Origin of the sequence: Mycolicibacterium aichiense, assembly GCF_010726245.1 — a bacterium.
GTDB lineage: Bacteria > Actinomycetota > Actinomycetes > Mycobacteriales > Mycobacteriaceae > Mycobacterium > Mycobacterium aichiense.
Map to the genome: position 1 here is coordinate 3,407,092 of NZ_AP022561.1, position 22,570 is coordinate 3,429,661.

General features: G+C 68.3%; 22 protein-coding genes and 1 pseudogene. 12 read left to right on the forward strand and 11 right to left on the reverse strand.

From position 1 onward, the window contains the following. The first annotated feature begins 67 nt into the window (after positions 1-67). The 4 genes from ctaE to qcrB are packed head-to-tail and all read left to right on the forward strand — an operon-like array spanning position 68 to position 4,375. Positions 68-679 (forward strand): aa3-type cytochrome oxidase subunit III, encoded by a 612-nt coding sequence (gene ctaE / locus G6N32_RS16560; RefSeq protein WP_083122827.1) that lies wholly within the window; start codon positions 68-70, stop codon positions 677-679. 44 nt (positions 680-723) lie between these two features. Beyond that, the gene (gene qcrC / locus G6N32_RS16565) at positions 724-1,533 is read left to right on the forward strand and encodes a cytochrome bc1 complex diheme cytochrome c subunit (RefSeq protein ID WP_115320515.1); all 810 of its coding nucleotides are present in this window, start codon (positions 724-726) and stop codon (positions 1,531-1,533) included. Next, entirely contained in the window at positions 1,530-2,684 is a 1,155-nt protein-coding gene (gene qcrA, locus G6N32_RS16570) for a cytochrome bc1 complex Rieske iron-sulfur subunit (RefSeq protein WP_115321305.1), read from the forward strand. The genes qcrC and qcrA overlap by 4 nt, the downstream gene beginning before the upstream one ends. After that, positions 2,681-4,375: a cytochrome bc1 complex cytochrome b subunit gene (gene qcrB, locus G6N32_RS16575; RefSeq protein WP_115320516.1), complete on the forward strand. Its 1,695-nt coding sequence runs from the start codon at positions 2,681-2,683 to the stop codon at positions 4,373-4,375. Before qcrA ends, qcrB begins: the two co-directional genes overlap by 4 nt. Before the next feature lie 236 nt (positions 4,376-4,611). Here the strand turns inward: qcrB and G6N32_RS16580 are convergent, their stop codons facing one another. The 4 genes and pseudogenes from G6N32_RS16580 to ctaC form a co-directional block, all read right to left on the reverse strand. Then, a complete protein-coding gene (locus G6N32_RS16580) occupies positions 4,612-5,304 on the reverse strand; it encodes a DUF2561 family protein (RefSeq protein ID WP_115320517.1) in 693 nt (230 codons plus the stop codon). Then, positions 5,304-6,129 (reverse strand): annotated as a pseudogene (locus G6N32_RS16585) (MmpS family transport accessory protein). The gene G6N32_RS16580 and the pseudogene G6N32_RS16585 overlap by 1 nt, the downstream one beginning before the upstream one ends. Positions 6,130-6,301: 172 nt before the next feature. Next, on the reverse strand, positions 6,302-6,721 hold the full coding sequence (locus tag G6N32_RS16590; protein WP_115320519.1) for a cytochrome c oxidase subunit 4: 420 nt from the start codon (positions 6,719-6,721) through the stop codon (positions 6,302-6,304). Between the two features lie 10 nt (positions 6,722-6,731). Beyond that, on the reverse strand, positions 6,732-7,775 hold the full coding sequence (gene ctaC, locus G6N32_RS16595) for an aa3-type cytochrome oxidase subunit II (RefSeq protein WP_115320520.1): 1,044 nt from the start codon (positions 7,773-7,775) through the stop codon (positions 6,732-6,734). Positions 7,776-7,922: 147 nt separating this feature from the next. On the opposite strand from ctaC, the gene asnB reads away from it, so the two are divergent. Then, positions 7,923-9,854 carry an asparagine synthase (glutamine-hydrolyzing) gene (asnB, locus tag G6N32_RS16600; RefSeq protein WP_115320521.1) on the forward strand — a complete coding sequence of 644 codons (1,932 nt, stop codon included), beginning with the start codon at positions 7,923-7,925 and terminating at the stop codon, positions 9,852-9,854. On the opposite strand, the gene G6N32_RS16605 is transcribed toward asnB, so the two are convergent. After that, on the reverse strand, positions 9,851-10,825 hold the full coding sequence (locus tag G6N32_RS16605; protein WP_115320522.1) for a carbohydrate kinase family protein: 975 nt from the start codon (positions 10,823-10,825) through the stop codon (positions 9,851-9,853). The genes asnB and G6N32_RS16605 overlap by 4 nt on opposite strands. Positions 10,826-10,971: 146 nt before the next feature. Between G6N32_RS16605 and G6N32_RS16610 the strand changes: the two genes are divergently transcribed. Beyond that, positions 10,972-11,613 (forward strand): Rv0361 family membrane protein, encoded by a 642-nt coding sequence (locus G6N32_RS16610; protein ID WP_115320523.1) that lies wholly within the window; start codon positions 10,972-10,974, stop codon positions 11,611-11,613. A gap of 30 nt (positions 11,614-11,643) precedes the next feature. Here G6N32_RS16610 and G6N32_RS16615 read toward each other — a convergent pair whose 3' ends face one another. Together G6N32_RS16615 and G6N32_RS16620 are read right to left on the reverse strand one after the other, a co-directional pair. Then, the gene (locus G6N32_RS16615) at positions 11,644-12,009 is read right to left on the reverse strand and encodes a HesB/IscA family protein (RefSeq protein ID WP_102805467.1); all 366 of its coding nucleotides are present in this window, start codon (positions 12,007-12,009) and stop codon (positions 11,644-11,646) included. A 94-nt stretch (positions 12,010-12,103) separates the two neighbouring features. Then, entirely contained in the window at positions 12,104-13,159 is a 1,056-nt protein-coding gene (locus tag G6N32_RS16620) for a glycerate kinase family protein (RefSeq protein WP_115320524.1), read from the reverse strand. 23 nt (positions 13,160-13,182) lie between these two features. On the opposite strand from G6N32_RS16620, the gene G6N32_RS16625 reads away from it, so the two are divergent. The 5 genes from G6N32_RS16625 to G6N32_RS16645 are packed head-to-tail and all read left to right on the forward strand — an operon-like array spanning position 13,183 to position 16,611. Beyond that, on the forward strand, positions 13,183-13,836 hold the full coding sequence (locus G6N32_RS16625; protein WP_179964167.1) for a DUF3043 domain-containing protein: 654 nt from the start codon (positions 13,183-13,185) through the stop codon (positions 13,834-13,836). Between the two features lie 13 nt (positions 13,837-13,849). Further along, a complete protein-coding gene (locus tag G6N32_RS16630) occupies positions 13,850-14,377 on the forward strand; it encodes a bifunctional adenosylcobinamide kinase/adenosylcobinamide-phosphate guanylyltransferase (protein ID WP_115320526.1) in 528 nt (175 codons plus the stop codon). Beyond that, the gene (gene cobT, locus G6N32_RS16635; protein WP_115320527.1) at positions 14,377-15,426 is read left to right on the forward strand and encodes a nicotinate-nucleotide--dimethylbenzimidazole phosphoribosyltransferase; all 1,050 of its coding nucleotides are present in this window, start codon (positions 14,377-14,379) and stop codon (positions 15,424-15,426) included. Before G6N32_RS16630 ends, cobT begins: the two co-directional genes overlap by 1 nt. A 2-nt stretch (positions 15,427-15,428) precedes the next feature. Continuing rightward, entirely contained in the window at positions 15,429-16,178 is a 750-nt protein-coding gene (locus G6N32_RS16640; protein WP_115320528.1) for an adenosylcobinamide-GDP ribazoletransferase, read from the forward strand. Beyond that, entirely contained in the window at positions 16,168-16,611 is a 444-nt protein-coding gene (locus tag G6N32_RS16645) for a pyridoxamine 5'-phosphate oxidase family protein (RefSeq protein WP_115320529.1), read from the forward strand. Before G6N32_RS16640 ends, G6N32_RS16645 begins: the two co-directional genes overlap by 11 nt. On the opposite strand, the gene G6N32_RS16650 is transcribed toward G6N32_RS16645, so the two are convergent. Further along, entirely contained in the window at positions 16,608-17,714 is a 1,107-nt protein-coding gene (locus G6N32_RS16650; RefSeq protein ID WP_115320530.1) for a branched-chain amino acid aminotransferase, read from the reverse strand. The two genes, G6N32_RS16645 and G6N32_RS16650, sit on opposite strands and share 4 nt — an antisense overlap. A 22-nt stretch (positions 17,715-17,736) precedes the next feature. Then, a complete protein-coding gene (gcvT, locus tag G6N32_RS16655; RefSeq protein WP_172507298.1) occupies positions 17,737-18,840 on the reverse strand; it encodes a glycine cleavage system aminomethyltransferase GcvT in 1,104 nt (367 codons plus the stop codon). Between the two features lie 40 nt (positions 18,841-18,880). Here gcvT and G6N32_RS16660 point away from each other — a divergent pair, with 40 nt between their 5' ends. Further along, entirely contained in the window at positions 18,881-20,404 is a 1,524-nt protein-coding gene (locus G6N32_RS16660) for a leucyl aminopeptidase (protein WP_115320532.1), read from the forward strand. On the opposite strand, the gene G6N32_RS16665 is transcribed toward G6N32_RS16660, so the two are convergent. Together G6N32_RS16665 and G6N32_RS16670 are read right to left on the reverse strand one after the other, a co-directional pair. Beyond that, the gene (locus tag G6N32_RS16665; protein WP_115320533.1) at positions 20,401-22,149 is read right to left on the reverse strand and encodes an SDR family oxidoreductase; all 1,749 of its coding nucleotides are present in this window, start codon (positions 22,147-22,149) and stop codon (positions 20,401-20,403) included. The genes G6N32_RS16660 and G6N32_RS16665 overlap by 4 nt on opposite strands. Further along, positions 22,149-22,484 carry an oxidoreductase gene (locus tag G6N32_RS16670; protein WP_115320534.1) on the reverse strand — a complete coding sequence of 112 codons (336 nt, stop codon included), beginning with the start codon at positions 22,482-22,484 and terminating at the stop codon, positions 22,149-22,151. Before G6N32_RS16670 ends, G6N32_RS16665 begins: the two co-directional genes overlap by 1 nt. Positions 22,485-22,570 lie beyond the last annotated feature (86 nt).

Consider the following 22,570-nt stretch of genomic DNA (forward strand, 5'->3'; position numbering starts at 1 on the left):
CAGACAGATGTGACCAATTGGCCCCCTGGCTGTACCTCGACAACTACAAAGCGTCATACTTCTTGTTGTGACGAGCGCTGTTGGCACTTCGGGAACTGCGATCACATCGCGCGTACATTCGCTGAACCGGCCGAATATGGTCAGTGTTGGCACCATCGTATGGCTTTCCAGTGAGCTGATGTTCTTTGCTGGACTGTTCGCGATGTACTTCACTGCCCGTGCTCAGGCCGGCGGGGTATGGCCGCCGCCGCCCACCGAACTGAACCTGTATCAGGCGGTTCCGGTGACGCTGGTGCTGATCGCGTCGTCGTTCACCTGCCAGATGGGTGTGTTCGCGGCCGAGCGAGGTGACGTCTACGGGCTGCGCCGCTGGTACGTGATCACCTTCCTGATGGGCGCCTTCTTCGTCGCCGGCCAGGCCTACGAGTACTACCACCTCGTCACCCACGGCACGACGATCGCGGGCAGCTCCTACGGCAGTGTGTTCTACCTCGCCACCGGATTCCACGGCCTGCACGTCATCGGCGGTCTTGTCGCGTTCATCCTGCTTCTGCTGCGGACCACGATGAGCAAGTTCACGCCTGCGCAGGCGACCGCTGCCATCGTCGTGTCCTACTACTGGCACTTCGTCGACATCGTGTGGATCGCCCTGTTCGCGACGATCTACTTCATCCGATGAGAAGGGGTTCGATGCTCAAGAGATCGGGGCAGCCGAAGTCTCCGATGAGTGACAAGTCGCGTCGCCGGCTTCGTCGCCGCCTGACCGGAGCGGTACTGCTGCTGGTCGGGCTCGGTGTCGCCGGTGGCCTGGCCGCCACGCTGACACCCACCCCGCAGGTCGCAGTGGCCGACGAATCGCAGTCCGCACTGCTGCGCACCGGCAAGCAGCTGTTCGACACCTCGTGTGTCACCTGCCACGGCGCCAACCTGCAGGGCGTCGAGGGCCGCGGCCCGAGCCTGATCGGCGTCGGCGAGGCGGCGGTGTACTTCCAGGTGTCCACCGGCCGCATGCCCGCGATGCGCGGCGAAGCCCAGGCTCCGCGCAAGGACCCGATCTTCGACGAGGCCCAGATCGACGCGCTCGGCGCCTACGTTCAGGCCAACGGCGGCGGACCGCTGGTCCCCCGCGACGCCAACGGCCAGATCGCCGACCACTCACTGCTCGGAAACGACGTCGCCCGCGGCGGCGATCTGTTCCGGCTCAACTGCGCCTCGTGCCACAACTTCACCGGCAAGGGCGGCGCCCTGTCGTCGGGTAAGTACGCGCCTGAACTCGAGCCGGCCACCCCGGCCCAGATCTACACCGCGATGCTGACCGGCCCGCAGAACATGCCCAAGTTCGGCGACCGCCAGCTTTCTCCCGAGGAGAAGAAGGACATCGTCGCCTACGTGCGGATGGCTACTCGCGCGCCGGATCCCGGCGGCTACGGCCTCGGCGGTTTCGGCCCCTCATCTGAGGGCATGGCGGCCTGGATCATCGGCATGGTCGCCGTCATCGCGGCGGCGCTGTGGATCGGAGCGAGATCTTCATGAGTGACGTGAATCAGCCCACCGACGAGCAACTCGCTGCGATGTCGCGCGAGGAGTTGGTCGAACTCGGCGGCCGGATCGACGGTGTCGAGACCATCCTCAAGGAGCCTCGCTGGCCGGTTGAGGGAACCAAGGCCGAGAAGCGTGCTGCGCGTCTGGTATCGATCTGGCTGCTGCTCGGCGGCTTGTTCGGTCTGGCGCTGCTGCTGGTGTTCCTGTTCTGGCCGTGGCAGTGGGACGGCTCGAACGAGCGGTCGCTGTCCGAGCTGGCCACCCCGCTCTACGGGCTCACCTTCGGCATGTCGATCCTCGCTATCGGCATCGGCGCGGTGCTCTACCAGAAGAAGTTCATCCCCGAGGAGATCTCGGTCCAGGAGCGCCACGACGGCGCCTCCTCGGAGATCGCGCGCAAGACCGTCGTCGCCAACCTCACCGACGCACTCGAGGGCTCGACGATCAAGCGGCGCAAGCTCGTCGGGCTCTCGCTCGGAATCGGGATGGGCGCGTTCGGGGCAGGCACGCTGGTGGCGTTCATCGGCGGCCTGATCAAGAACCCGTGGAAGCCGGTGGTTCCCACCGCCGAAGGCAAGAAGGCAGTGCTGTGGACCTCGGGGTGGACCCCGCGGTTCACCGGCGAGACCATCTTCCTGGCGCGGGCAACCGGCCTGCCGGGCGAGTCGCCGTTCGTGAAGCTGCGGCCCGAGGACATCGACGCCGGCGGCATGGAGACGGTGTTCCCGTGGCGTGAGAGCGACGGCGACGGCACCACGGTCGAAAGTCATGAGCGGTTGTCCGAAATCGCGATGGGCGTGCGCAATCCGGTGATGCTGATCCGCATCAAGCCGGTCGACATGCCCAAGGTCGTCAAGCGGGCGGGCCAGGAGAGCTTCAACTTCGGCGACCTGTTCGCCTACACCAAGGTCTGCTCGCACCTGGGCTGCCCGGCCTCGCTGTACGAGCAGCAGACCTACCGCATCCTGTGCCCGTGCCACCAATCGCAGTTCGACGCACTGCATTTCGCACGGCCGATCTTCGGTCCGGCTGCGCGCGCGTTGGCGCAGTTGCCGATCACCATTGACAAGGACGGGTATCTGGTCGCCAACGGCGACTTCGCCGAGCCCGTCGGACCCGCATTCTGGGAGCGCACATCATGAGTCCGAAACTCAACGATGCCCTGGCCAAGCAGGGCGACGCCATCGACTCCCGGTACCACCCGTCCGCCGCGGTTCGACGGCAGCTGAACAAGGTCTTCCCCACGCACTGGTCGTTCCTGCTGGGTGAGATCGCGATGTACAGCTTCATCGTGCTGCTGCTCACCGGCGTGTACCTGTCGCTGTTCTTCGACCCGTCGATGGCCGAAGTCACGTATCAGGGTGTCTACCAACCGCTTCGGGGCATCGAGATGTCGAAGGCGTACGCCTCGACCCTCGACATCAGCTTCGAGATCCGCGGCGGTCTGTTCGTCCGCCAGATCCACCACTGGGCCGCGCTGCTGTTCGCCGCGTCGATCATGGTGCACCTGGCTCGTATCTTCTTCACCGGCGCCTTCCGTCGGCCCCGCGAGGCCAACTGGGTCATCGGCTCGCTGCTGTTGATCCTGGCCATGTTCGAGGGGTACTTCGGCTACTCGCTGCCCGACGACCTGCTGTCCGGCATCGGCCTTCGTGCGGCGCTGTCGTCGATCACCATGAGCGTGCCGATCGTCGGAACCTGGTTGCACTGGGCGCTGTTCGGCGGTGACTTCCCCTGCGGTGGGGTGGGCTACCAGTGCAGCGCGGTGGGCACCCTGCTCCCCCGGATGTACGCCCTGCACATCCTGCTGATCCCCGGAATCATCCTGGCGCTCATCGGTGTTCACCTGGCGTTGGTGTGGTTCCAGAAGCACACCCAGTTCCCCGGGCCCGGCCGCACCGAGAAGAACGTCGTCGGCGTGCGGGTCATGCCGGTCTTCGCGGTCAAGTCCGGTGCGTTCTTCGCGGTGACCGTCGGCATCCTGGGACTGATGGGCGGCCTGCTGCAGATCAACCCGATCTGGCAGCTCGGCCCCTACAAGCCGTCTCAGGTGTCGGCAGGCAGCCAGCCCGACTTCTACATGATGTGGACGGAAGGCCTGGCCCGTATCTTCCCGCCGTGGGAGCTCTACCTCGGCCACCACACCATCCCGGCGGCGTTCTGGGTCGCGCTGGTCATGGGCCTGGTGTTCGGGCTGCTGATCGCCTACCCGTTCCTGGAGAAGAAGTTCACCGGGGACACCGCGCACCACAACCTGCTGCAGCGCCCGCGTGACGCTCCGACGCGGACCGCGATCGGTGCGATGGCGATCTCGCTGTACATGGTCTGGACGCTGGCCGCGATGAACGACGTCATCGCGCTGAAGTTCCACATCTCGCTGAACGCGACGACGTGGATCGGCCGTATCGGTTCGCTGGTGCTGCCGCCGCTGGTGTTCTTCATCGCCTACCGCTGGGCGGTCGGCCTGCAGCGCAGTGACCGTGACGTGCTCGAGCACGGCATCGAGACGGGCATCATCAAGCGCCTGCCGCACGGTGCCTATGTCGAGCTGCACCAGCCGCTCGGCCCGGTCGACGAGCATGGCCACCCGCTCCCGCTGGAGTACCAGGGAGCGGCTCTGCCCAAGCGGATGAACAAGTTGGGCTCCGGCGGCCGAACCGGCCACGGCAGCTTCCTCACCGCCGATCCGGCATCCGAGGATGCAGCGCTCAACGAGGCCGAACACGCCGCCGAGCACCGCACGCTCACCGCCCTGCGCGAATGGCAGGACAGCGAGTACAGCGGCAATGGAAATGGCAACGGCAACGGAAGTGGCAACGGCCACCACCACTAGCATCAACCAAGAGAACCCCGGGTCCACAGGGCCCGGGGTTCTCTTGTCTGAGTCAGTGAGCGTCGACGTCTCATCCAGCGCACGGATATGCGACCTCACTGCTCACTCGATGATTTACTGCCGCACTCGAGTCTGCGCCCAGCGCATCGAGACTGCGCCCAGGGCGCGTACCGCACACAATTGCCCACGTCCACCGCAGACCCGATGAGGCGTCCGCCAACGCAGTGAGCGCGAAACTACGCCGACACTTCCTCTTCCACCGCGCCGTGCAGCTGACGCAGGTAGGTCACCGGGATGGCCGGCATCGCGACGGTGATGACTCCGGCGAGGCCGAGTGCCACCCAGGCCGCGGTGTCGTTGTCCACCGCCATCAGGTACGTCGCGGTCGACACCCCAACCAGCGCAAGGCCGATCGCGCCGGCCAGCATCACCGTGCAGCGCAGCCACAGCCGGTCCAGTTCGGTGGCCGGGATCAGCGGATCTGCCCGCCGCGACGCCGACGACTGGGCGAAGTCCGGCTGGTACCGCTCGTAGGGGTCCACAGTCGAGCCGAAGACCTTGAGCTTCTCCGTGGGCGCCTCGGTTCCGCGTGCGGGGGCAGCCGGCGCGGACGTGGGTCGTGGTGGCGCGGCCTTGGCAGGTTCCGGTGTCAGGCGCGAATCACTGAGTGCGGTACGCCGGGCCCGGATCAGCAGCGGAATCGCGCCGACGATGATCACCGCCGACACGATGATGATGCTGTACAGCAGCCAGGGGGTGTCGGAGCCGCCTGCGTTCGCCGAGTGACCGCGGCTCATGTCGACCAGGGCGACGATGGCGATCACCGTCACCGCGAGCAGCACCAGCCAGATCGCGCCGCACACCCCGACCAGCAGCCGGTCCACGGTCTCCGGTGACCGGCGGTCTTGTGTGTCTGTGTCTGTAGTCATCAGCAACTCGTCTGCGCGGCGTTGTTCTGGTTCGACGACAGCACCACGCCGTCACTGGTGGTGATAGAGCAGTTCAGCCGGCTCACCAGGAACAGGCTGGAGGCCTGAACCGAGCCGACGTCGGACTGCGAGATGGGTGTCACCGTCAGCGACCACGGGATGTAGACGTTGCGCTGGGTGCGCTGGCGGCCCGAGGCGTCGACGTAGGTCACCGAGATGATGTCGCCGGGCGCCTTCGTGCCGGTCACCGAATAGGTGACCTGACGCGGTCCGGGCGGCGGCGTCGACGTGGTGGCCGGCGCCGGCGGAGCTGTCGTTGTGGTCACGGGCGGTGGTGCCTCCGTCGTCGCTGGCGGGGTGGTGGGGGGGGGGTGGCGGAGGCGGTTCCGACGTCACCGTCACCGTCTCGGGGGGCGGCGGAGGCGGCGGCTCCGTGGTGGTCGGCGGGGGCGGTGGGGGTGGCGGCGTCGTCGTGGTGATCTCGTCCTGGACCGGCGGCGGCTTGACGGTCGTCGTCGTCGCCGGAGTCGCCAGCTTGTTGGTATCGGTGCTGGTCACCAACAACGAGACCGACACCACCAAGGCGATGGCGGCGACGATGGCGGTGATCCCGACGACCCATGGCCATCTCGGTGGCTGCGGGTCCTCGATGTATTCGGTACCCGCCTCGTAGCTGTCATAGTCGTACAGCGCGGGATCCGGCGCGATGAATGGGCCTGCCGTGTATTGCTCGGACTCGGGCGCAGAATAGGCCTCAAAGCCTGTACCGGTGGGTGTCTCACCCACCTCGCCCGACTCCTCATCCGGCGGATTCGGCCCGCTCATGCTCGCCTGTCCTCTTTCGACTACATCACCGCGGCACGCGGGCCAAGGATTGACACACAGCGCGCCGACGGCTCCCGTTGCCCTGGCAAAACCCTACCCAACCGCCGGGCCGGATACGACGCAGCGCGCCTGATGAGCCAAGTGATGTCTCGATTGTGACCTTCGCGCCGGCTCAGTGCTTCTCGGGGCCGATGTAGTACTCGAACACCAGACCGCACACGGCCGCGATCACGAAGACCACACCGGCCGCGATCAGCCAGGGCAGCCACAGCGCGGCACCGACGGCAGCGGTCGAGAACGCCAGTGCGATCAGGATCGGCCACCAGCTGTGCGGCGCATAGAAGCCCAACTCCCCTGCGCCGTCGCTGATTTCAGCGTCCTCGTAATCCTCGGGGCGGGTATCGAGGCGGCGCGCCACGAACCGGAAGAAGGTTCCGGTGATCAGTGACAGACCTGCGGTGAGCACCAGCGCGGTGGTGCCCGCCCACTCGATGCCGCCGTACTGGAAGATCGCGGTCAGCGCGCCGTAGACAACAGCGGCGAGGACGAAGAACGCGGTCAGGATTTCGAAGAGCCTGGCTTCAATGTGCATCTGCGGTCCCCTACTTGCTCGCCTGCGGGATCACTTGCTGGCCCCGACGGGTGTCGAAGGGGTGCGTGGTGGTCGCCAACGGTGGCTGGTTGATCGACTGCAGCGCCTCGGCGTTGGTCTTGCCCGCGATGCGTTGCTGCAGGTAGGCCTTGAAGTCGTTGGGCGAGACCACCCTGACCTCGAAGTTCATCATCGAGTGGTAGGTGCCGCACATTTCGGCGCAGCGCCCGACGAACGCGCCTGTCTCGGTGATCTCGGAGATCTGGAACTTGTTCTCGGTGTGGTTGGCTTCCGGGTTCGGGAAGACGTCACGCTTGAACAGGAACTCCGGCACCCAGAACGAGTGGATGACGTCGGCGGAGGCGATCTGGAACTCGATCCGCTTGCCGGCCGGCAGCACGAGCACCGGGATCTCGTTGCTGGTGCCCTCGGTCTCGACCTTGTCGAAGTTCAGGTACGTGCGGTCCTGGGGGTTGAGGCCGCGCACCGCGCCGACCCGCTCCTCACCGTGCTCGTCGACGCCCTCGGGCTTGGAGACCATCGCGGCCTTGCGGGCCGGGTCGGCACCTTCGTAGTCGAGCGTGCCGTCCTTGAAGTCCACCTTCTGGTAGCCGAACTTCCAGTTCCACTGGAAGGCGGTGACGTCGATGACGACCTCGGGATTGGGATCGCGGTGCATCATCTTCTCCTGCACCACGACGGTGAAGTAGAAGAGCACCGAGATGATCAGGAACGGGATGACCGTGAGCACAAGCTCCAGCGGCATGTTGTAGCCGAACTGGCGCGGCAGCGGCGCATCGTCCGGGGTGCCCTTCTTCTTGCGGTGGAAGGCCATCGCCCAGAAGGTGAGGGCCCACACGATGGCGCCCACCACGAAGGCGCTGATGACCGACCAGACCCAAAGGTCACGGTTGGTGTGCGCCTCCGGAGTGATGCCCTTGGGCCAGCCCAGACCGAACACTTCTTGCCAGCTGCACCCGCTGAGGGTCAGCGCCAGCGCACCAAAGGTGACGGCTAGCGCCAGCACCCGGAACCGGGAACCGCGGGTCTTCACGTTGGCGCCTCCTGTATCGGGGACTGCTGGGGCCCACACCGCATTTTCGTCGTCGCGGGAACTTTCCGCGCATCGAATACTACGCAGCGTAGACCACGCCCGAACACCCAGCCCGACACATCCGCCAGTTACGGCATACTGGGGCCGGTGTGCGGACTGCTTGCCCTGGTTACGGGCCCTGCAAGCCCTGTCACCGAACCCATCGTCGAGGCGGTGGCGGGCGCGTCGCACCTGATGCGCCACCGGGGTCCCGACGAACCGGGCACGTGGTCCGATGATCAGGTGGTGCTGGGCTTCAACCGGCTCTCGATCATCGACATCGCCCACTCCCACCAGCCGCTGCGCTGGGGTCCGCCGGGAGAGCCCGACCGCTACGTGTTGGTGTTCAACGGCGAGATCTACAACTACCTCGAGTTGCGGGAGGCGCTGAGCGCCGAATTCGGCGCCGTCTTCGCCACCGACGGTGACGGCGAGGCGATCGTGGCCGCGTATCACCACTGGGGTACCGAGGCGCTCGGCCGGCTCCGCGGCATGTTCGCGTTCGCGCTGTGGGACACCAAGAACCGCGAGCTGTTCTGCGCCCGCGACCCCTTCGGGATCAAGCCGCTGTTCATGGCGACCGGGTCGGCCGGTACCGCGGTCGCCAGCGAGAAGAAGTGTCTGCTCGGGCTGGCCGCCGAGATCGGGTTCGACGAGGGGCTGGACGTTCGGGCGGTCCAGCACTACACGGTGTTGCAGTACGTCCCCGAGCCCGAGACATTGCACCGCGGCGTACGCCGGCTGGAGTCAGGTTGTTACGCGGTCATCCGTCCCGGCGAGCAGCCGCGGGTGAGTCGCTACTTCGTACCGCGGTTCACTGCCGCAGCGTTCACGGCAGGCGGTGAGCAGGCCCGCTACGACGAGATCACCGCGGTCCTGGAGGACTCGGTCGCCAAGCACATGCGTGCCGACGTGACGGTCGGGGCGTTCCTGTCCGGCGGTATCGACTCGACGGCGATCGCCGCGCTGGCGATCCGGCACAACCCGCGCCTGATCACCTTCACCACCGGCTTCGAGCGCGAAGGCTTCTCCGAGGTCGACGTCGCGGTGGCCTCGGCCGAGGCGATCGGTGCGCGGCACGTGGCCAAGGTGGTCAGCCAGGCCGAGTTCGTGGCCGCGCTGCCCGAAATCGTCTGGTATCTCGACGAACCCGTGGCCGACCCGGCCCTCGTGCCGTTGTTCTTCATCGCCCGCGAGGCGCGCAAACACGTCAAGGTGGTCCTGTCCGGCGAGGGCGCCGACGAGCTCTTCGGCGGCTACACGATCTACCGGGAACCGTTGTCGCTCAAGCCGTTCGACTATCTCCCCCGGCCGGTCCGCAAGTCACTGGGCCGGGCGTCGAAGCCGCTGCCCGACGGTATGCGGGGCAAGAGCCTGCTGCACCGTGGCTCGCTGACGCTGGAGGAGCGTTATTACGGCAACGCCCGCAGCTTCTCCGACGAACAACTGCGCGCGGTGCTGCCCGGGTTCCGCGACGACTGGACGCACACCGACGTCACCGCGCCCATCTACGCCGAGTCGCACGCCTGGGATCCGGTCGCCCGCATGCAGCACATCGACCTGTTCACCTGGCTACGCGGCGACATTCTGGTCAAGGCCGACAAGATGACGATGGCCAACTCGCTGGAGCTGCGGGTGCCGTTCCTGGACCCCGAAGTGTTCGCGGTCGCCTCCCGGCTGCCGTTCGACCAGAAGATCACCCGCACCACCACCAAGTACGCGCTGCGCCGCGCGCTGGAGCCGATCGTGCCCGCGCATGTGCTCAACCGCGCCAAACTGGGCTTCCCGGTGCCGATCCGGCACTGGCTGCGATCCGGCGAGTTGATGGACTGGGCGTACGGGATGATCGAGGCCTCGCAGGCCGGCCATCTCGTGGACCGCACCGCCGTCCGCGCCATGCTCGACGCGCACCGCGCCGGCGAGGGCGATCACAGCCGGCGGCTGTGGACGGTGCTGATCTTCATGCTGTGGCATGCGATCTTCGTCGAGCAGAGCGTGGTGCCGGTGATCGGCGAACCGCACTACCCCGTGCAGCTTTAAGCCAGCGCGGCGGCAATCTCTTCGGCGGCCTCGGCCCCGTAGGCGTCCTTGATCCGCGCGATCCCGGCGGACTTGTCCCAGGTCCACTCCTGCGGACCCGGCGCTTCCAGGACCAGGGTGGCAACCAGCGAGGCCAGTTGCGCGGCACGCTCCAGGCTCAGGCCGGCACCGCGGCCGGTCAGGAATCCGGCGCGGAAGGCGTCGCCGATACCGGTCGGGTCTTCCTTCTGCGTCTCGGGCAGCACGTCGACGTGGATGAAGGTCCCGTCGCGGCCGACGAGGTCGACGCCGTTTTCGCCGAGGGTCGTGACCCGCAGCTGAATCTGGTTCATCACCTCGGCTTCGGACCAGCCGGACTTCTGCAGCAGCAGATCCCACTCGTAGTCGTTGGTGAACAGGTAGGTGGCGCCGTCGATGAGCCGGCGGATCTCGTCACCGGAGAGCCGGGCCAACTGCTGGCTGGGGTCGGCGGCGAACGCCAGGCCCAGCGTGCGGCACTCTTCGGTGTGCAGGAACATCGCCTCCGGATCGTTGGCGCCGATGATCACCAATTCCGGTGCGCCGCTTCGCTCTACGAGGTCGGCGAGCTTGATGTCGCGGGCTTCCGACATCGCCCCGGGGTAGAACGACGCGATCTGGGCCATATCTTCGTCGGTGGTGCAGACGAACCGGGCGGTGTAGGCGGTCTTCGACACCAGCACCCCTGAGGTGTCCACGCCGTGTGCTTCCAGCCACTGCCGGTATTCGTCGAAGTCGGAGCCGACGGCACCCACCAGGAGCGGACTGCCGCCCAGCAAGCCCATCGCGTAGGCCATGTTGCCCGCGACACCACCGCGGTGCACCACCAGGTCGTCGACCAGGAAGCTCAGCGAGACCTTCTGCAGGTGCTCGGCGAGGAGTTGCTCGGAGAACCGCCCGGGAAACCGCATCAGGTGGTCGGTGGCAATGGATCCGGTCACCGCGATCGTCACGAATCGCCGCCCTTCATTCGCTAGTGGGACCAGCACCGAGGACGTGCGCTAGCCTGCGTACAAGAGCCGACTATATGGCCCGGCATCAGCCCCGCCGCGGCGGGTGCTCGAAGTTTTGGCCTCCACCGACCGCAGGAGAGTTATCGATGGCTGGCCCGATTCCGCCGCATCAGCAGGCCGGGGCCGAGGGCGAGCCGTACCCGGAGCAGCCGTTCGGCCCGCCCGGCGCGATCCCGCCGGTGCCCTATCCCGGCGTCTACCCGGGCGCCCTGCCTCCCCCGGTGCCCTACCCGCCGGCGCCGCGCAAGCGCCGCACGGCGCTGTGGCTGGGCTTGCTGACCGTGGTGGTCGTGGCCGCCGTCGTGGCCGCGGTCCTGACGATCCGCACCGGGGAGTCCACCACGGCCGCGGGCGGGTTCACCGAGGCGGCGGCCAAGTCGTCGATCTCGAGCTACCTGACCGCGTTGTCCAAGGGCGACACCGAGACCATCGCGCGCAACAACCTGTGCGGCATGTACGACGGGGTGAAGGACCGCAAGTCCGACCTGGCCCTGGCCAAACTGGCCAGTGACGCATTTCGCAGGCAGTTCGCCGGCGCCGAGGTGACCTCGATCGATTCGATCGTCCCGTGGTCCAACTATCAGGCGCAGGTGTTGTTCACCATGAAGGTGGCGTCGTCCGGGAGCCGCGGAAATCGCGGCGAGGAGCAGGGCGTGGCTCAGCTGCTCCGCCAGGGCAATCAGCTGCTGGTGTGCTCGTATCTACTGCGAACGGCCGCCCAGTACTGAGACTGGACGGCCGTTGCGGTCAGCGCTTGGTCAGTTGAACGAATCGCCGCAGGCGCAGGATCCGGTGGCGTTCGGGTTGTCGATCGTGAAGCCCTGCTTCTCGATGGTGTCGACGAAGTCGATGGTCGCGCCCTGGATGTAGGGGGCACTCATCCGGTCGACGGTCAGGTTGACGCCGCCGAACTCGCTGACCAGGTCACCGTCGAGGGTGCGGTCGTCGAAGAACAGGTTGTAGCGCAGGCCGGCGCAGCCACCGGGCTGCACGGCGATCCGCAGCGCCAGGTCGTCGCGGCCCTCCTGGTCCAACAGCGACTTGGCCTTGGCGGCCGCGGCTTCCGTCAGAATCGCGCCGTGGGTCTCGGTCGTGGTCTCGGTCGACTGATCGGAAACAGTCATTGCGTCTCCCTAAAAGCAGATGTCTTTGCGGGCTTTACCCACTTCGTCAACGGTACCTTGTCCGGGCGCTATTCCCGAGTCGATGGGCCCGTCCTCAGCCGGCCAGGGCGGCCGCGGTCTGGCGGGCCAGGCCGGTGAGCTGAGCGGCGGCGTCCTCGATGGCGACCTGCACCGACCCGGCGTAGTCGGCGATCGCGTGCGCCGCGGTGATTCCCGCCGCGGTCAGATCGGCGGGCGCCAAGGTGACCTGACCGGCCAGCACGATCACCGGCACACCGCGGGCCCGCGCCCCGCCGGCGAGTGCGCTGACCACCTTGCCGTGCAGCGATTGGTCGTCGAAGCGCCCTTCCCCGGTGACGATCACCTCGGCGGCCGCGACATCGTCGGCCAGCCCGGTGTGCTCGGCGATGACGGCCGCTCCGGATTCGCGGCGTGCGCCCAGGGCCAGCAGTGCGGCCCCCAGTCCCCCGGCCGCGCCCGCGCCGGGTAGTGGGCTGATCGTCGTCCCTGCCAGCGCATCGAGGGTGGCGGCCCACGCCGTCATCCGCTGCTCGAGGATCTCGACGGTGTCCGGGTCGGCGCCTTTCTGAGGGCCGAAGACCCGCGCCGCGCCCATCGGACCCAGCAGCGGGTGCTCGACGTCGGTGGCGGCGATCAGATCGACGTGCGCCAGCTTGGCCTTGGCCTGCTCCGGTCCGCCGAGCGCCTCGATCATCCCGCGGCCGCCATCGGTGCAGCAGCTGCCGCCCAGCCCGACGATGATCGTCTCGGCGCCGGCCTGTAGCGCGGCGTCGATCAGCTGGCCGACCCCGCGGCTGTGGGCGCCGACCGCGCTGTCCGGGGTGGGCGGTCCGGGGAGCAGCGTCAGGCCGCAGGCCTGGGCGCATTCGATGTAGGCGGCCGACGCGGCGCGATCGTCGACCCAGTCTGCGTCGACGTCCTCGCCCAGCGGCCCGGAGACCCGGGTGTGACGAACCTCGCCCAGCCTCTCGGCCAGTACCCCGACGAAGCCGGGGCCGCCGTCGGATTGGGGCGCCAAGACCAGTTCGTCGGAGGGCCTGGCAGCACGCCACCCGGCCGCGATGGACTGGGCGGCTTCGACGGCGGTCAGGCTGTCGCCGTAGCAGTCCGGCGCGATCAGCACCCGCATTCGTGCAGGGTAACCTGGCAGGCGTGAAGCTGCTGGGCCGCAAGAACGATGAAGGTGCCGCCAAGGCCGAACCGGTCGAGGTCGACGAGGCCGGCGTGGTGGCCGGCACCACCGCGCCCAAGGGCAAGCCGACCCCGAAGCGCAGTGCGACGGCCAAGCGCCGCGGACCGGTCGCCCCCGCACCGATGACCACCGCCGAGGCACGCAAGCGCCGCAAGGAAATGCGCGCCACCCTCACCAAAGAGGAGCGCCGCGCCGAGAAAGATCAGCGCCGCACGGCGATGAACGATCGGCGTGAGCGGATGATGGCCGGCGACGAGGCGTACCTGCTGGCCCGCGACAAGGGGCCGGTGCGCCGCTATGCGCGCGACATCGTCGACGCCCGGCGCAACGTGCTGGGGCTGTTCATGCCGTCCGCGCTGGGCCTGATCTTCGTGATGCTGGCGGTGCCGCAGGTCCAGTTGTTCATCTCTCCCGCAATGCTGGTCTTGATGGCGGTCATGGCGATCGACGGAGTCCTGTTGGGCCGCAAGGTCAAGAAGGCCGTCGACGCCAAGTTCCCGGACAACGACGAGGGCGCCTTCAAGCTCGGGATGTACGCGGCGGGCCGGGCTTCCCAGATCCGCCGTATGCGCGCGCCGCGACCGCAGGTCGAGCGCGGCGCCAAGGTTGTCTGAGTCCCGCCAGGCGGTGCGCACCCTGGTGCTCGGCGGAATCAGGTCGGGCAAGTCGCGATGGGCCGAGACGGCACTGGCCGACGAATCCGTGGTGCGCTATGTCGCCACCGGTGCTCTCGCCGACTCCGATCCGTCCTGGGCACGCCGAGTGGCGGCGCACCGCGAGCGTCGGCCGGAATCCTGGCGCACCGTCGAAACCGACGATGTGGCAGCCGTTTTGCGCGACGATTCGGTGACGGCGACCATGGTCGACGATTTGGGTAGCTGGCTGACCGCCACCTTCGATCGCCGGGGCTGGGACGGCGGCTCGGTGACACCCGACGTCGACGATCTGGTCGGCGCGGTCGAGACGTTCACCGGACGGCTGGCGTTGGTCAGCCCCGAGGTGGGGTTGACGGTGGTTGCGGCGACGGCGTCTGGCAGGCGCTTCACAGACGAACTCGGCACACTCAACCAAAAACTCGCCCAGTGCTGTGAACAGGTGGTCCTGGTGGTTGCGGGATTACCGGTCTGGGTCAAATCGACGAAAGCGCTGAGCTGATGGATTTCCCCGCGGTCTCCCCGCCAGATTCCCGTGCCGCCGCGGCGGCCAAGCGCCGCCAGGACATCCTCACCAAACCGACGGGCGCGCTGGGCCGCCTGGAGGACCTGTCGGTCTGGGTGGCCGCCTGCCAAGGCTCCTGTCCGCCAAGGCAATTCGAACGCGCCCGGGTCGTGGTGTTCGCCGGCGACCACGGTGTCGCCCGGACCGGGGTGTCGGCGTATCCCCCGGAGGTCACCGCGCAGATGGTGGCCAACATCGATGCAGGCGGCGCGGCGATCAACGTGCTGTCCGGTGTGGCGGGCGCGTCGGTGCGGGTCGTCGACATCGCGGTGGACTGCGAGCAGCCGTTGAGCGACGAGATCGGCACGCACAAGGTGCGCCGCTCCAGCGGCAACATCGCGGTCGAGGACGCGCTGAGCGCCGAGGAGGTGGCGGCCGCGCTGGAGGCCGGCCGCCGGCTCGCCGACGATGAGGTGGACGCTGGCGCCGACCTGCTGATCGCGGGCGACATGGGCATCGGAAACACCACGGCCGCAACGGCATTGATCGCCACGCTGACCGACACCGAGCCGGTGGCGGTGGTCGGCCGCGGCACCGGTATCGATGACGCGGCATGGTCCCGCAAAGTCGCCGCGGTGCGCGACGCCATGTTCCGCGCCCGCCAGTTCCGGCCCGACCCGGTCGGGCTGCTGCGTACCTGCGGCGGTGCGGACCTGGCGGCGATGGCCGGCTTCTGCGCGCAGGCCGCGGTGCGGCGCACACCGGTGCTCCTGGACGGCGTCGTGGTGACGGCGGCGGCTCTGGTCGCCGACCGGATGGCCCCCGGCGCGCGGGCCTGGTGGCAGGCGGGACACCGGTCGACCGAGCCCGCGCACACGCTGGCACTCGCCCACCTGGAATTGGTCCCGATCATCGACCTCGGTCTGCGCCTCGGTGAGGGCACCGGCGCGGCGGTGGCCCTTCCGGTGCTGCGGGCGGCTGTCGCGACACTGGCCTCGATGGCGACATTCTCCGATGCCGGCGTCTCCGATCGCGCCGCGGACTGAGCGTGTTCCGTTCGCTGGCGGGCGCTTTCGCGTTCGGGACGGTGGTTCCGGTTCCCCTGCGGGGAGGCGGGTTCGGCCGCTCGACGATGACGGCACTGCCGGTGGTCGGGGCGGTGTTGGGCGCGGGGGCCGCCGCGGTCCTATGGGCCGGTGACTGGGCGTTCGGCACACACCAGGCGCTGTCCGGGCTACTCACCGTTGCCGCGCTGCTGCTCATCACTCGCGGTCTGCACATCGACGGTCTGTCCGACACCGTGGACGCGCTGGGCTGTTACGGACCACCCGAGCGCGCACTGCAGGTCATGCGCGACGGCACAGCCGGGCCGTTCGGGGTGGCGGCGGTCGTCGTGGTCGTGGCCGCCCAAGCGCTCGGGTTCGCCGCGGCCCCGTCGGGCTGGATGGGCGCGCTCGCGGTCGTGACTGCGGTGGTCACCGGACGGGTCGCCGCGGTGCTGGCCTGTCGGCGTGGCGTGCCCGCGGCGAGCGGCAGCTCGCTGGGCGGACAGGTCGCAGGCACTCAGCCGCTGGTTATCGCGCTCACCTGGGCAGTCCTGGCCGCCGGGCTGGCCACGGTGGCAACACCCCGACTCTGGCAGGGCCCGGTTGTCGTGCTGGCGGCGCTGGCGGCCTCGGTTGCTCTGACAAGGCACTGCGTGCGCCGATTCGGTGGTATCACCGGAGATGTGCTTGGTGCGGTGATCGAGCTGACGACGACGCTGACGGTACTTGGTTTGGTGATCCATGCTCGGTGAGCTCGACGATCGGCAGATCGAGGAGATATTGCACGCCGAGGTGATCGCGCGGCTCGGCTGCATCAGTGACGGGCAGGTATACGTCGTTCCCGTCACCTACGTCTATGACGGCACCTACGTCTACGGCCACGCCATGGACGGCGCCAAGCTGCGCGCGATGCGCACCCATCCGCAAGTCTGCGTAGAGGTCGAGCAGGTCGACGACTTGTCGAACTGGCGCAGCGTCATCGCGTGGGGAATCTTCGAGGAGTGCCAGGGACCGGACTGGGACGCCGGCTTGGCCCTGCTCGTCGAGCGGATCATGCCGCTGCTGACCTTGCCCGAGGGGCAGCCTCCGCCCGACCACTCGAGTTTGCGCCGAGGATCGGTGTATCGGATCAGGTTGGGCGCCAAGACCGGTCGATTCGAGCGAGTCGAAGCCCCGCCGGACTAGCTGAGCCGGGCCATCCAGCCGTGCGTGTCGGCGAAGGTGCCGCGCTGGATGCCGGTCAGGGTGTCCCGCAACGCCATCGTCACCTCGCCCGGCTGCCCGTCGGCGATGGTGAACTCGCCGTCACCGAACTTGACGTGCGAGACCGGGGTGATCACCGCGGCCGTGCCGCAGGCGAACACCTCGGTGATCTCGCCGGCGGCCACGCCCTTGCGCCACTCCTCGACGTCGATCTTGCGTTCCTCGACGGCGAACCCGGCGTCGCTGGCCAGTTGCAGCAGCGAATCACGCGTGATGCCCGGCAGCAGTGAGCCGGACAGTTCCGGGGTGACCAGCCGCGCCGACCCGCCGCTGCCGAAGACGAAGAACAGGTTCATCCCGCCCATCTCCTCGATGTAGCGGCGTTCGATCGCGTCGAGCCACACCACCTGATCGCACCCGTGCTCGGCGGCCTCGGCCTGCGCGAGCAGCGAGGCGGCGTAGTTGCCGCCGAACTTCGCCGCGCCGGTGCCGCCTGGGCTGGCCCGCACGTATTCGGTGGACAGCCAGACGCTGACCGGTTTGATCCCGCCCTTGAAGTAGGCGCCGGCCGGCGACGCGATCACCAGGTAGCGATATTCGGAGGCCGGCCGCACGCCCAAGCCGGGTTCGGTAGCGATCACGAACGGCCGCAGATAGAGCGACGCCTCGCCACCGGCGGGCGGCACCCACTGGTTGTCGACGGCGATCAGCTGCCGCAGCGATTCGACGAAGAGCTCCTCGGGCAGCTCGGGGATGGCGAGCCGGCGAGCGGAGGCGCGCAGCCGTCCGGCGTTGGCCTCGGGACGGAACGACACGATCGAGCCGTCCGCCCACCGATAGGCCTTGAGCCCTTCGAAGATCTCCTGCGCGTAGTGCAGGACGATGGCCGACGGGTCGAGTTCGATGGGGCCGTACGGCACGACGCGGGCGTCGTGCCAACCCAGTTCGTCGGTGTAGAGCACCGACACCATGTGGTCGGTGTGGAACCGCCCGAAGCCGGGGTCGGCCAGAATCTCAGCCCGTACCTCATCGGTCGCCGGATTCGCGTTGTGCTCAACCGTGAACTCGAGGGGGCCGTTGGTCATACGGCGATTGTAGACCGGGCCGCTAGCGAGTTTTGACCTCGACGAACGGGGGTTTGACCACTTCGCACTCCAGGGGACGCCCGCGCACGTCGACGGTGACCAGCGCGCCGTCGTCGATCCCGGCGTCGGTGTCGATGAGGGCAAGTGCGATACCGACTTTCAGCGACGGCGAGAACGTGCCCGACGTCGTGACGCCCACCGGCACGGCGCCGTTCAGCACGGTCAGGTCGGGGCGCAGCACGCCGCGGCCGGTGGCACGCAGGCCGCGCAGCAGCCGGCGGGGGCCGGCTTCCTTCTCGGCCAGCAGCGCGTCGCGGCCGAAGAACGCGTCCTTCTTCCAGCCGATCGCCCAGCCGCAGCGGGCCTGTAGCGGCGAAATGTCCAGTGACAGCTCGTGACCGTGCAGCGGATAACCCATCTCGGTGCGCAGGGTGTCGCGGGCGCCCAGGCCGGCGAGTTGTCCGCCTGCGGACTGCACCTCTGCGACGAGCGCGTCGAACACCACCGGTGCGGAGTCCCACGGCGGCAGCAGCTCGTAGCCGTGCTCGCCGGTGTATCCGGTGCGGCACACCCGTACCGGCACACCGGAGTACGTGGCGTCGGCGTAGCCCATGTAGTCCATGTCGGTGGGCAGGCCCAGCGCGGCCAGCACGTCGGCGGATCGCGGACCCTGGACAGCCAGCACGGCATACGAGCGGTGCTCATCGGTGATCGAAATACCTTCTGGCGCAGCCGCTTGCAGAGCGGCGACGACAGCAGCGGTGTTGGCGGCGTTGGGCACCAGGAAGATCTCGTCGTCGCTGACGTAGTAGGCGATCAGGTCGTCGATCACGCCACCGTCCGGGCTGCAGCACAGGGTGTACTGAGCCTTGCCGGGACCGATCCGGCGCAGGTCGTTGGTCAGCGTGGAGTTGATGAACTCCGCCGCCCCCGGGCCGACGACCGAGGCCTTGCCCAGGTGGCTGACGTCGAAGAGGCCGACGGCCTCCCGGGTGGCGGTGTGCTCGCCGACCGTGCCGGCGTAAGACACCGGCATCAGCCAGCCGCCGAACGAGGCGAAGGTGGCACCCAGCTCCCGGTGCGCAGTGTCGAGCGGTCCAAGCAACAGATCCGATGTGTCGGTCACGGCCAACAACACTAGTGCCCCGCGTCTACTGTGAATCCTCGTGAGCACCGAACCTGGATACGCGGCCCCCACTGTCACCGTCGCGACTTCGCTGCCCAAGCGCGCGCAGTCGGCGGTGTTGATCGTTCCGGTCGTCACCGGTATGGGAGGGGAAGCCGGGGACGGCTCCCCCACAGTCGTCGGCGGGCCGTTCCTGGACGCCGAGGCGATCGGCGAGATCGGGGTGGTCCTGCGTGCGCTTGGCGCCAAGGGCGGCGCCGAGCAGGTCACGCGCCTGCATGTGCCGTCGCTCGCGGTCGGCAGCGTGCTGGCCGTCGGGCTCGGCGCCCCGCGTGACGACTGGCCGGCCGACGTCATCCGTCGTGCGGCCGGGGTGGCCGCCCGCTCGCTGTCCGGAGTGGACACCGTCATCACCACGCTGACCGAGCTACATCTGGAAGCCGCGATCGAGGGCCTGATCCTGGGCAGCTACCGGTTCACCGAGTTCCGCAGCGCGAAGACCGCGCCGAAGGAACCGGCGTTGAGCAAGATCATCGCGCTGAGCACCGCGGCCGGCGCCAAGAAGGACGCCGCCAGGGCCACCGCGATCGCCACCGCGGTGGCCACCGCACGCGATTTCGTCAACACCCCGCCCAGCCACCTGTTCCCCGGCGAATTCGCCAAGCGGGCAGAGGCTTTGGGCGAATCCGCCGGATTGAAAGTCGAGGTCCTCGACGAGAAGGCGCTCGCCAAGGCCGGCTACGGCGGCATCATCGGGGTGGGCAAGGGATCCTCGCGCCCGCCGCGGCTGGTGCGGCTGGCCTATCGCGGCGCCAAGGGCAAGGGCGGCAAGACCGTCGCCCTGGTGGGCAAGGGCGTCACCTTCGACACCGGCGGCATCTCCATCAAGCCGGCCGCGTCGATGCACCACATGACCTCCGACATGGGTGGCGCAGCGGCGGTGATCGCCACCGTCGTGCTGGCCGCCAAGCAGGGGTTACCGATCGACGTGATCGCAACCGTGCCGATGGCCGAGAACATGCCGTCGTCGACCGCGCAGCGCCCCGGCGACGTGCTGACCCAGTACGGGGGCATCACCGTCGAGGTGCTCAACACCGACGCCGAGGGCCGGCTGATCCTGGCCGACGCGATCGTGCGGGCCTGCGAGGACGAGCCCGACTACCTGATCGAGACCTCGACGCTGACCGGCGCGCAGACTGTTGCGCTGGGTGGCCGCACGCCGGGTGTGATGGGCAGTGACGAGTTCCGCGACCGGGTGGCCCGGATCTCGCAGGCCGAAGGCGAGAACGCCTGGCCGATGCCGCTGCCCGACGAGTTGAAGGACGACCTGAAGTCGTCTGTCGCCGATCTGGCGAACGTCAGCTCGCAGCGCTTCGCCGGCATGCTGGTCGCCGGGGTGTACCTGCGGGAGTTCGTCGCCGACGGCGTGCAGTGGGCGCACATCGACATCGCCGGGCCGGCGTACAACACTTCCGGCCCGTGGGGCTACACGCCCAAGGGTGGCACCGGGGTGCCGACCCGGACGATGTTCGCCGTCCTGGAAGATATCGCCGCGAACGGCTAGACCACGCCGGCCCTGGCGATGCTGCGCATCCCCTGCGGCAACACCTTCGACGTCCCGTAGAGCAGGTATGCCTCGGGGGTGACCGGTCGGATGGCCTTGTCCTTCTTGACCGCGGTAACGATGGCCTTGGCAACCTTGTCCGGGCCGTACCCCCGCCGGGCGAACATGTCCTCCAGCTGCGCGCGCCGGGTCGCGACGGCAGCCCGCTTACCCGAGGGTGCGATCATCTCGGTGGCCGACACGATGTTGGTGTTGATGATGCCGGGGCAGATCGTGGTCAATCCGATTCCAGCAGAGGACAATTCGGCCCGCAGGCAGTCGGAGAACATGTACACCGCCGCTTTGGACGTGCAGTAGGCGTTGAGCCCCTTGAGTGGCGAGTAGGCCGCCATCGACGCCACGTTGACGATGTGGCCGCCGGTGCCACGCTCGACGAGCCGGCGGGCGAAGGCGCGGCAACCGTTGACCACGCCGCCGAGGTTGACGTCGAGCACGCGGTCGAATTGCTCTGCAGGAGTGTCCAAGAAGGCTCCGGCCACCCCGATGCCGGCATTGTTGACGACGATGTCGGGCACGCCGTGGGCGGCGCACACCTCGTCGGCGAACCGCTCGACGGCGTCGGCATCGGAGACATCGAGCACATACGGGTGCGCGATCCCGCCGAGTGCGCCGATCGTGGCCGCGGTGTCCTTCAGGCCGGCCTCGTCGATATCACTAATCACCAACTCGGCGCCGTCCCGGGCGAAGGCCAGCGCGGTTTCGCGGCCGATCCCGCTGCCGGCCCCGGTGACCGAGACCAGGGTGTCGCCGAAGTCCTTCCGCGGCCGGCCGACCTGGGCTCGCAAGAGTGCACGGGCGGGCGGCTTGCCGTCGAGGTGGTCGGCCAGTTCGGTGACCGCGGTGGCCAGCACCTGCGGATGGGTGAACGGGGACCAGTGCTTGGCGCGCAGGTCGCGGCGCCACAGCCGCGGGACCCACCGGGCGGTGTCGTCGTAGACGTGGGGCAGCACGAAGGGGTCGTCGATGTTCACGATCAGCTGCACGGGAACGTCGACGTAGAAGTCGAGCGGACGGTGGATGAGCGCGGGCAGAGCGTTGGCCCGGTAGATCTTCGTGCCCCTGGCGGCGTCGGCGGCGAACGTCCCGCCGTGGTGCACGAGGTCCTTCGGAATGCCGCGGGTGAGGCCGGCCCGCATGAGCCCGGAGCCCAGCCGCATGGCCGCCGGCGCCAGCACCGGAACCGACAGCGCAGCCGTGTACAAGAGATGCAGCAGCTGAGACAGCGCGCGCACGAACAGCTTTGGCCGGTACGGCGTCTTCAGCCCGTCGCGCACGTAACGAATGAGGTGGTGCAGACTCGGCCCTGACACCGAGGTGAACGACGCGACCCGGTCCCTGGCACCGGCCCGTCCGAGGTACTCCCACATGCCAACCGAGCCCCAGTCGTGACCGAGCACGTGCACGGGTTGGCCGGGGCTGAGCTCGGCGACGACGGCGTCGAAGTCGTCGGCGAAGTTGGGCATCGTGTACTTCGAGAATGATTTCGGCCCCGAGGACGCTCCGGCGGCGCGGCTGTCGTAGCGGATCACCCGGAACTTCTCGGCCAGTAGCGGCACGACCGCGTCCCACACCACGTGCGAGTCGGGATAGCCGTGGACCAGCACGACCGTGGGGCCGTCGGGATTGCCCTCCTCGTAGACCGCCAGGCGGGTGCCGTCGGTGCTGTCGACATAGCGCATGGTCATCACGCCTCCAGGTCTCGTTGGCGGCGGCGTTCGATCCGCCGCCGAGCGTCATAGTCGCGCATCCGCTGCGGATACCCGACTTTCTGCACGTCGTAGACAGGAATTCCGAGCTCTTCACCGAGTCGGCGGGCGCCTGCCGCGCCGTCGGCCGGGCGACGGGTCCATTCACCGTCAGCCGCCACGAGGACCACCGTCATCGGGGTCACGCTGGTCTCGGGCTCGACGTAGGCCTCCACCCCGGTGCGCTGCCCGGCCCATTCGTACAAGTGCCGCCGGTCGGCGGCAAGCCCGGATTCAGCCCGGCGATTAACCCGGAACCTGTCGAACAGCCCCAACTCCGATGCACTCCTTCCGGCGGCCCTTGCCTTCGATGGTGCCAGAGAAATCACACGTCGCCCTGAGTGCGTGCGGGTGGCTCGGC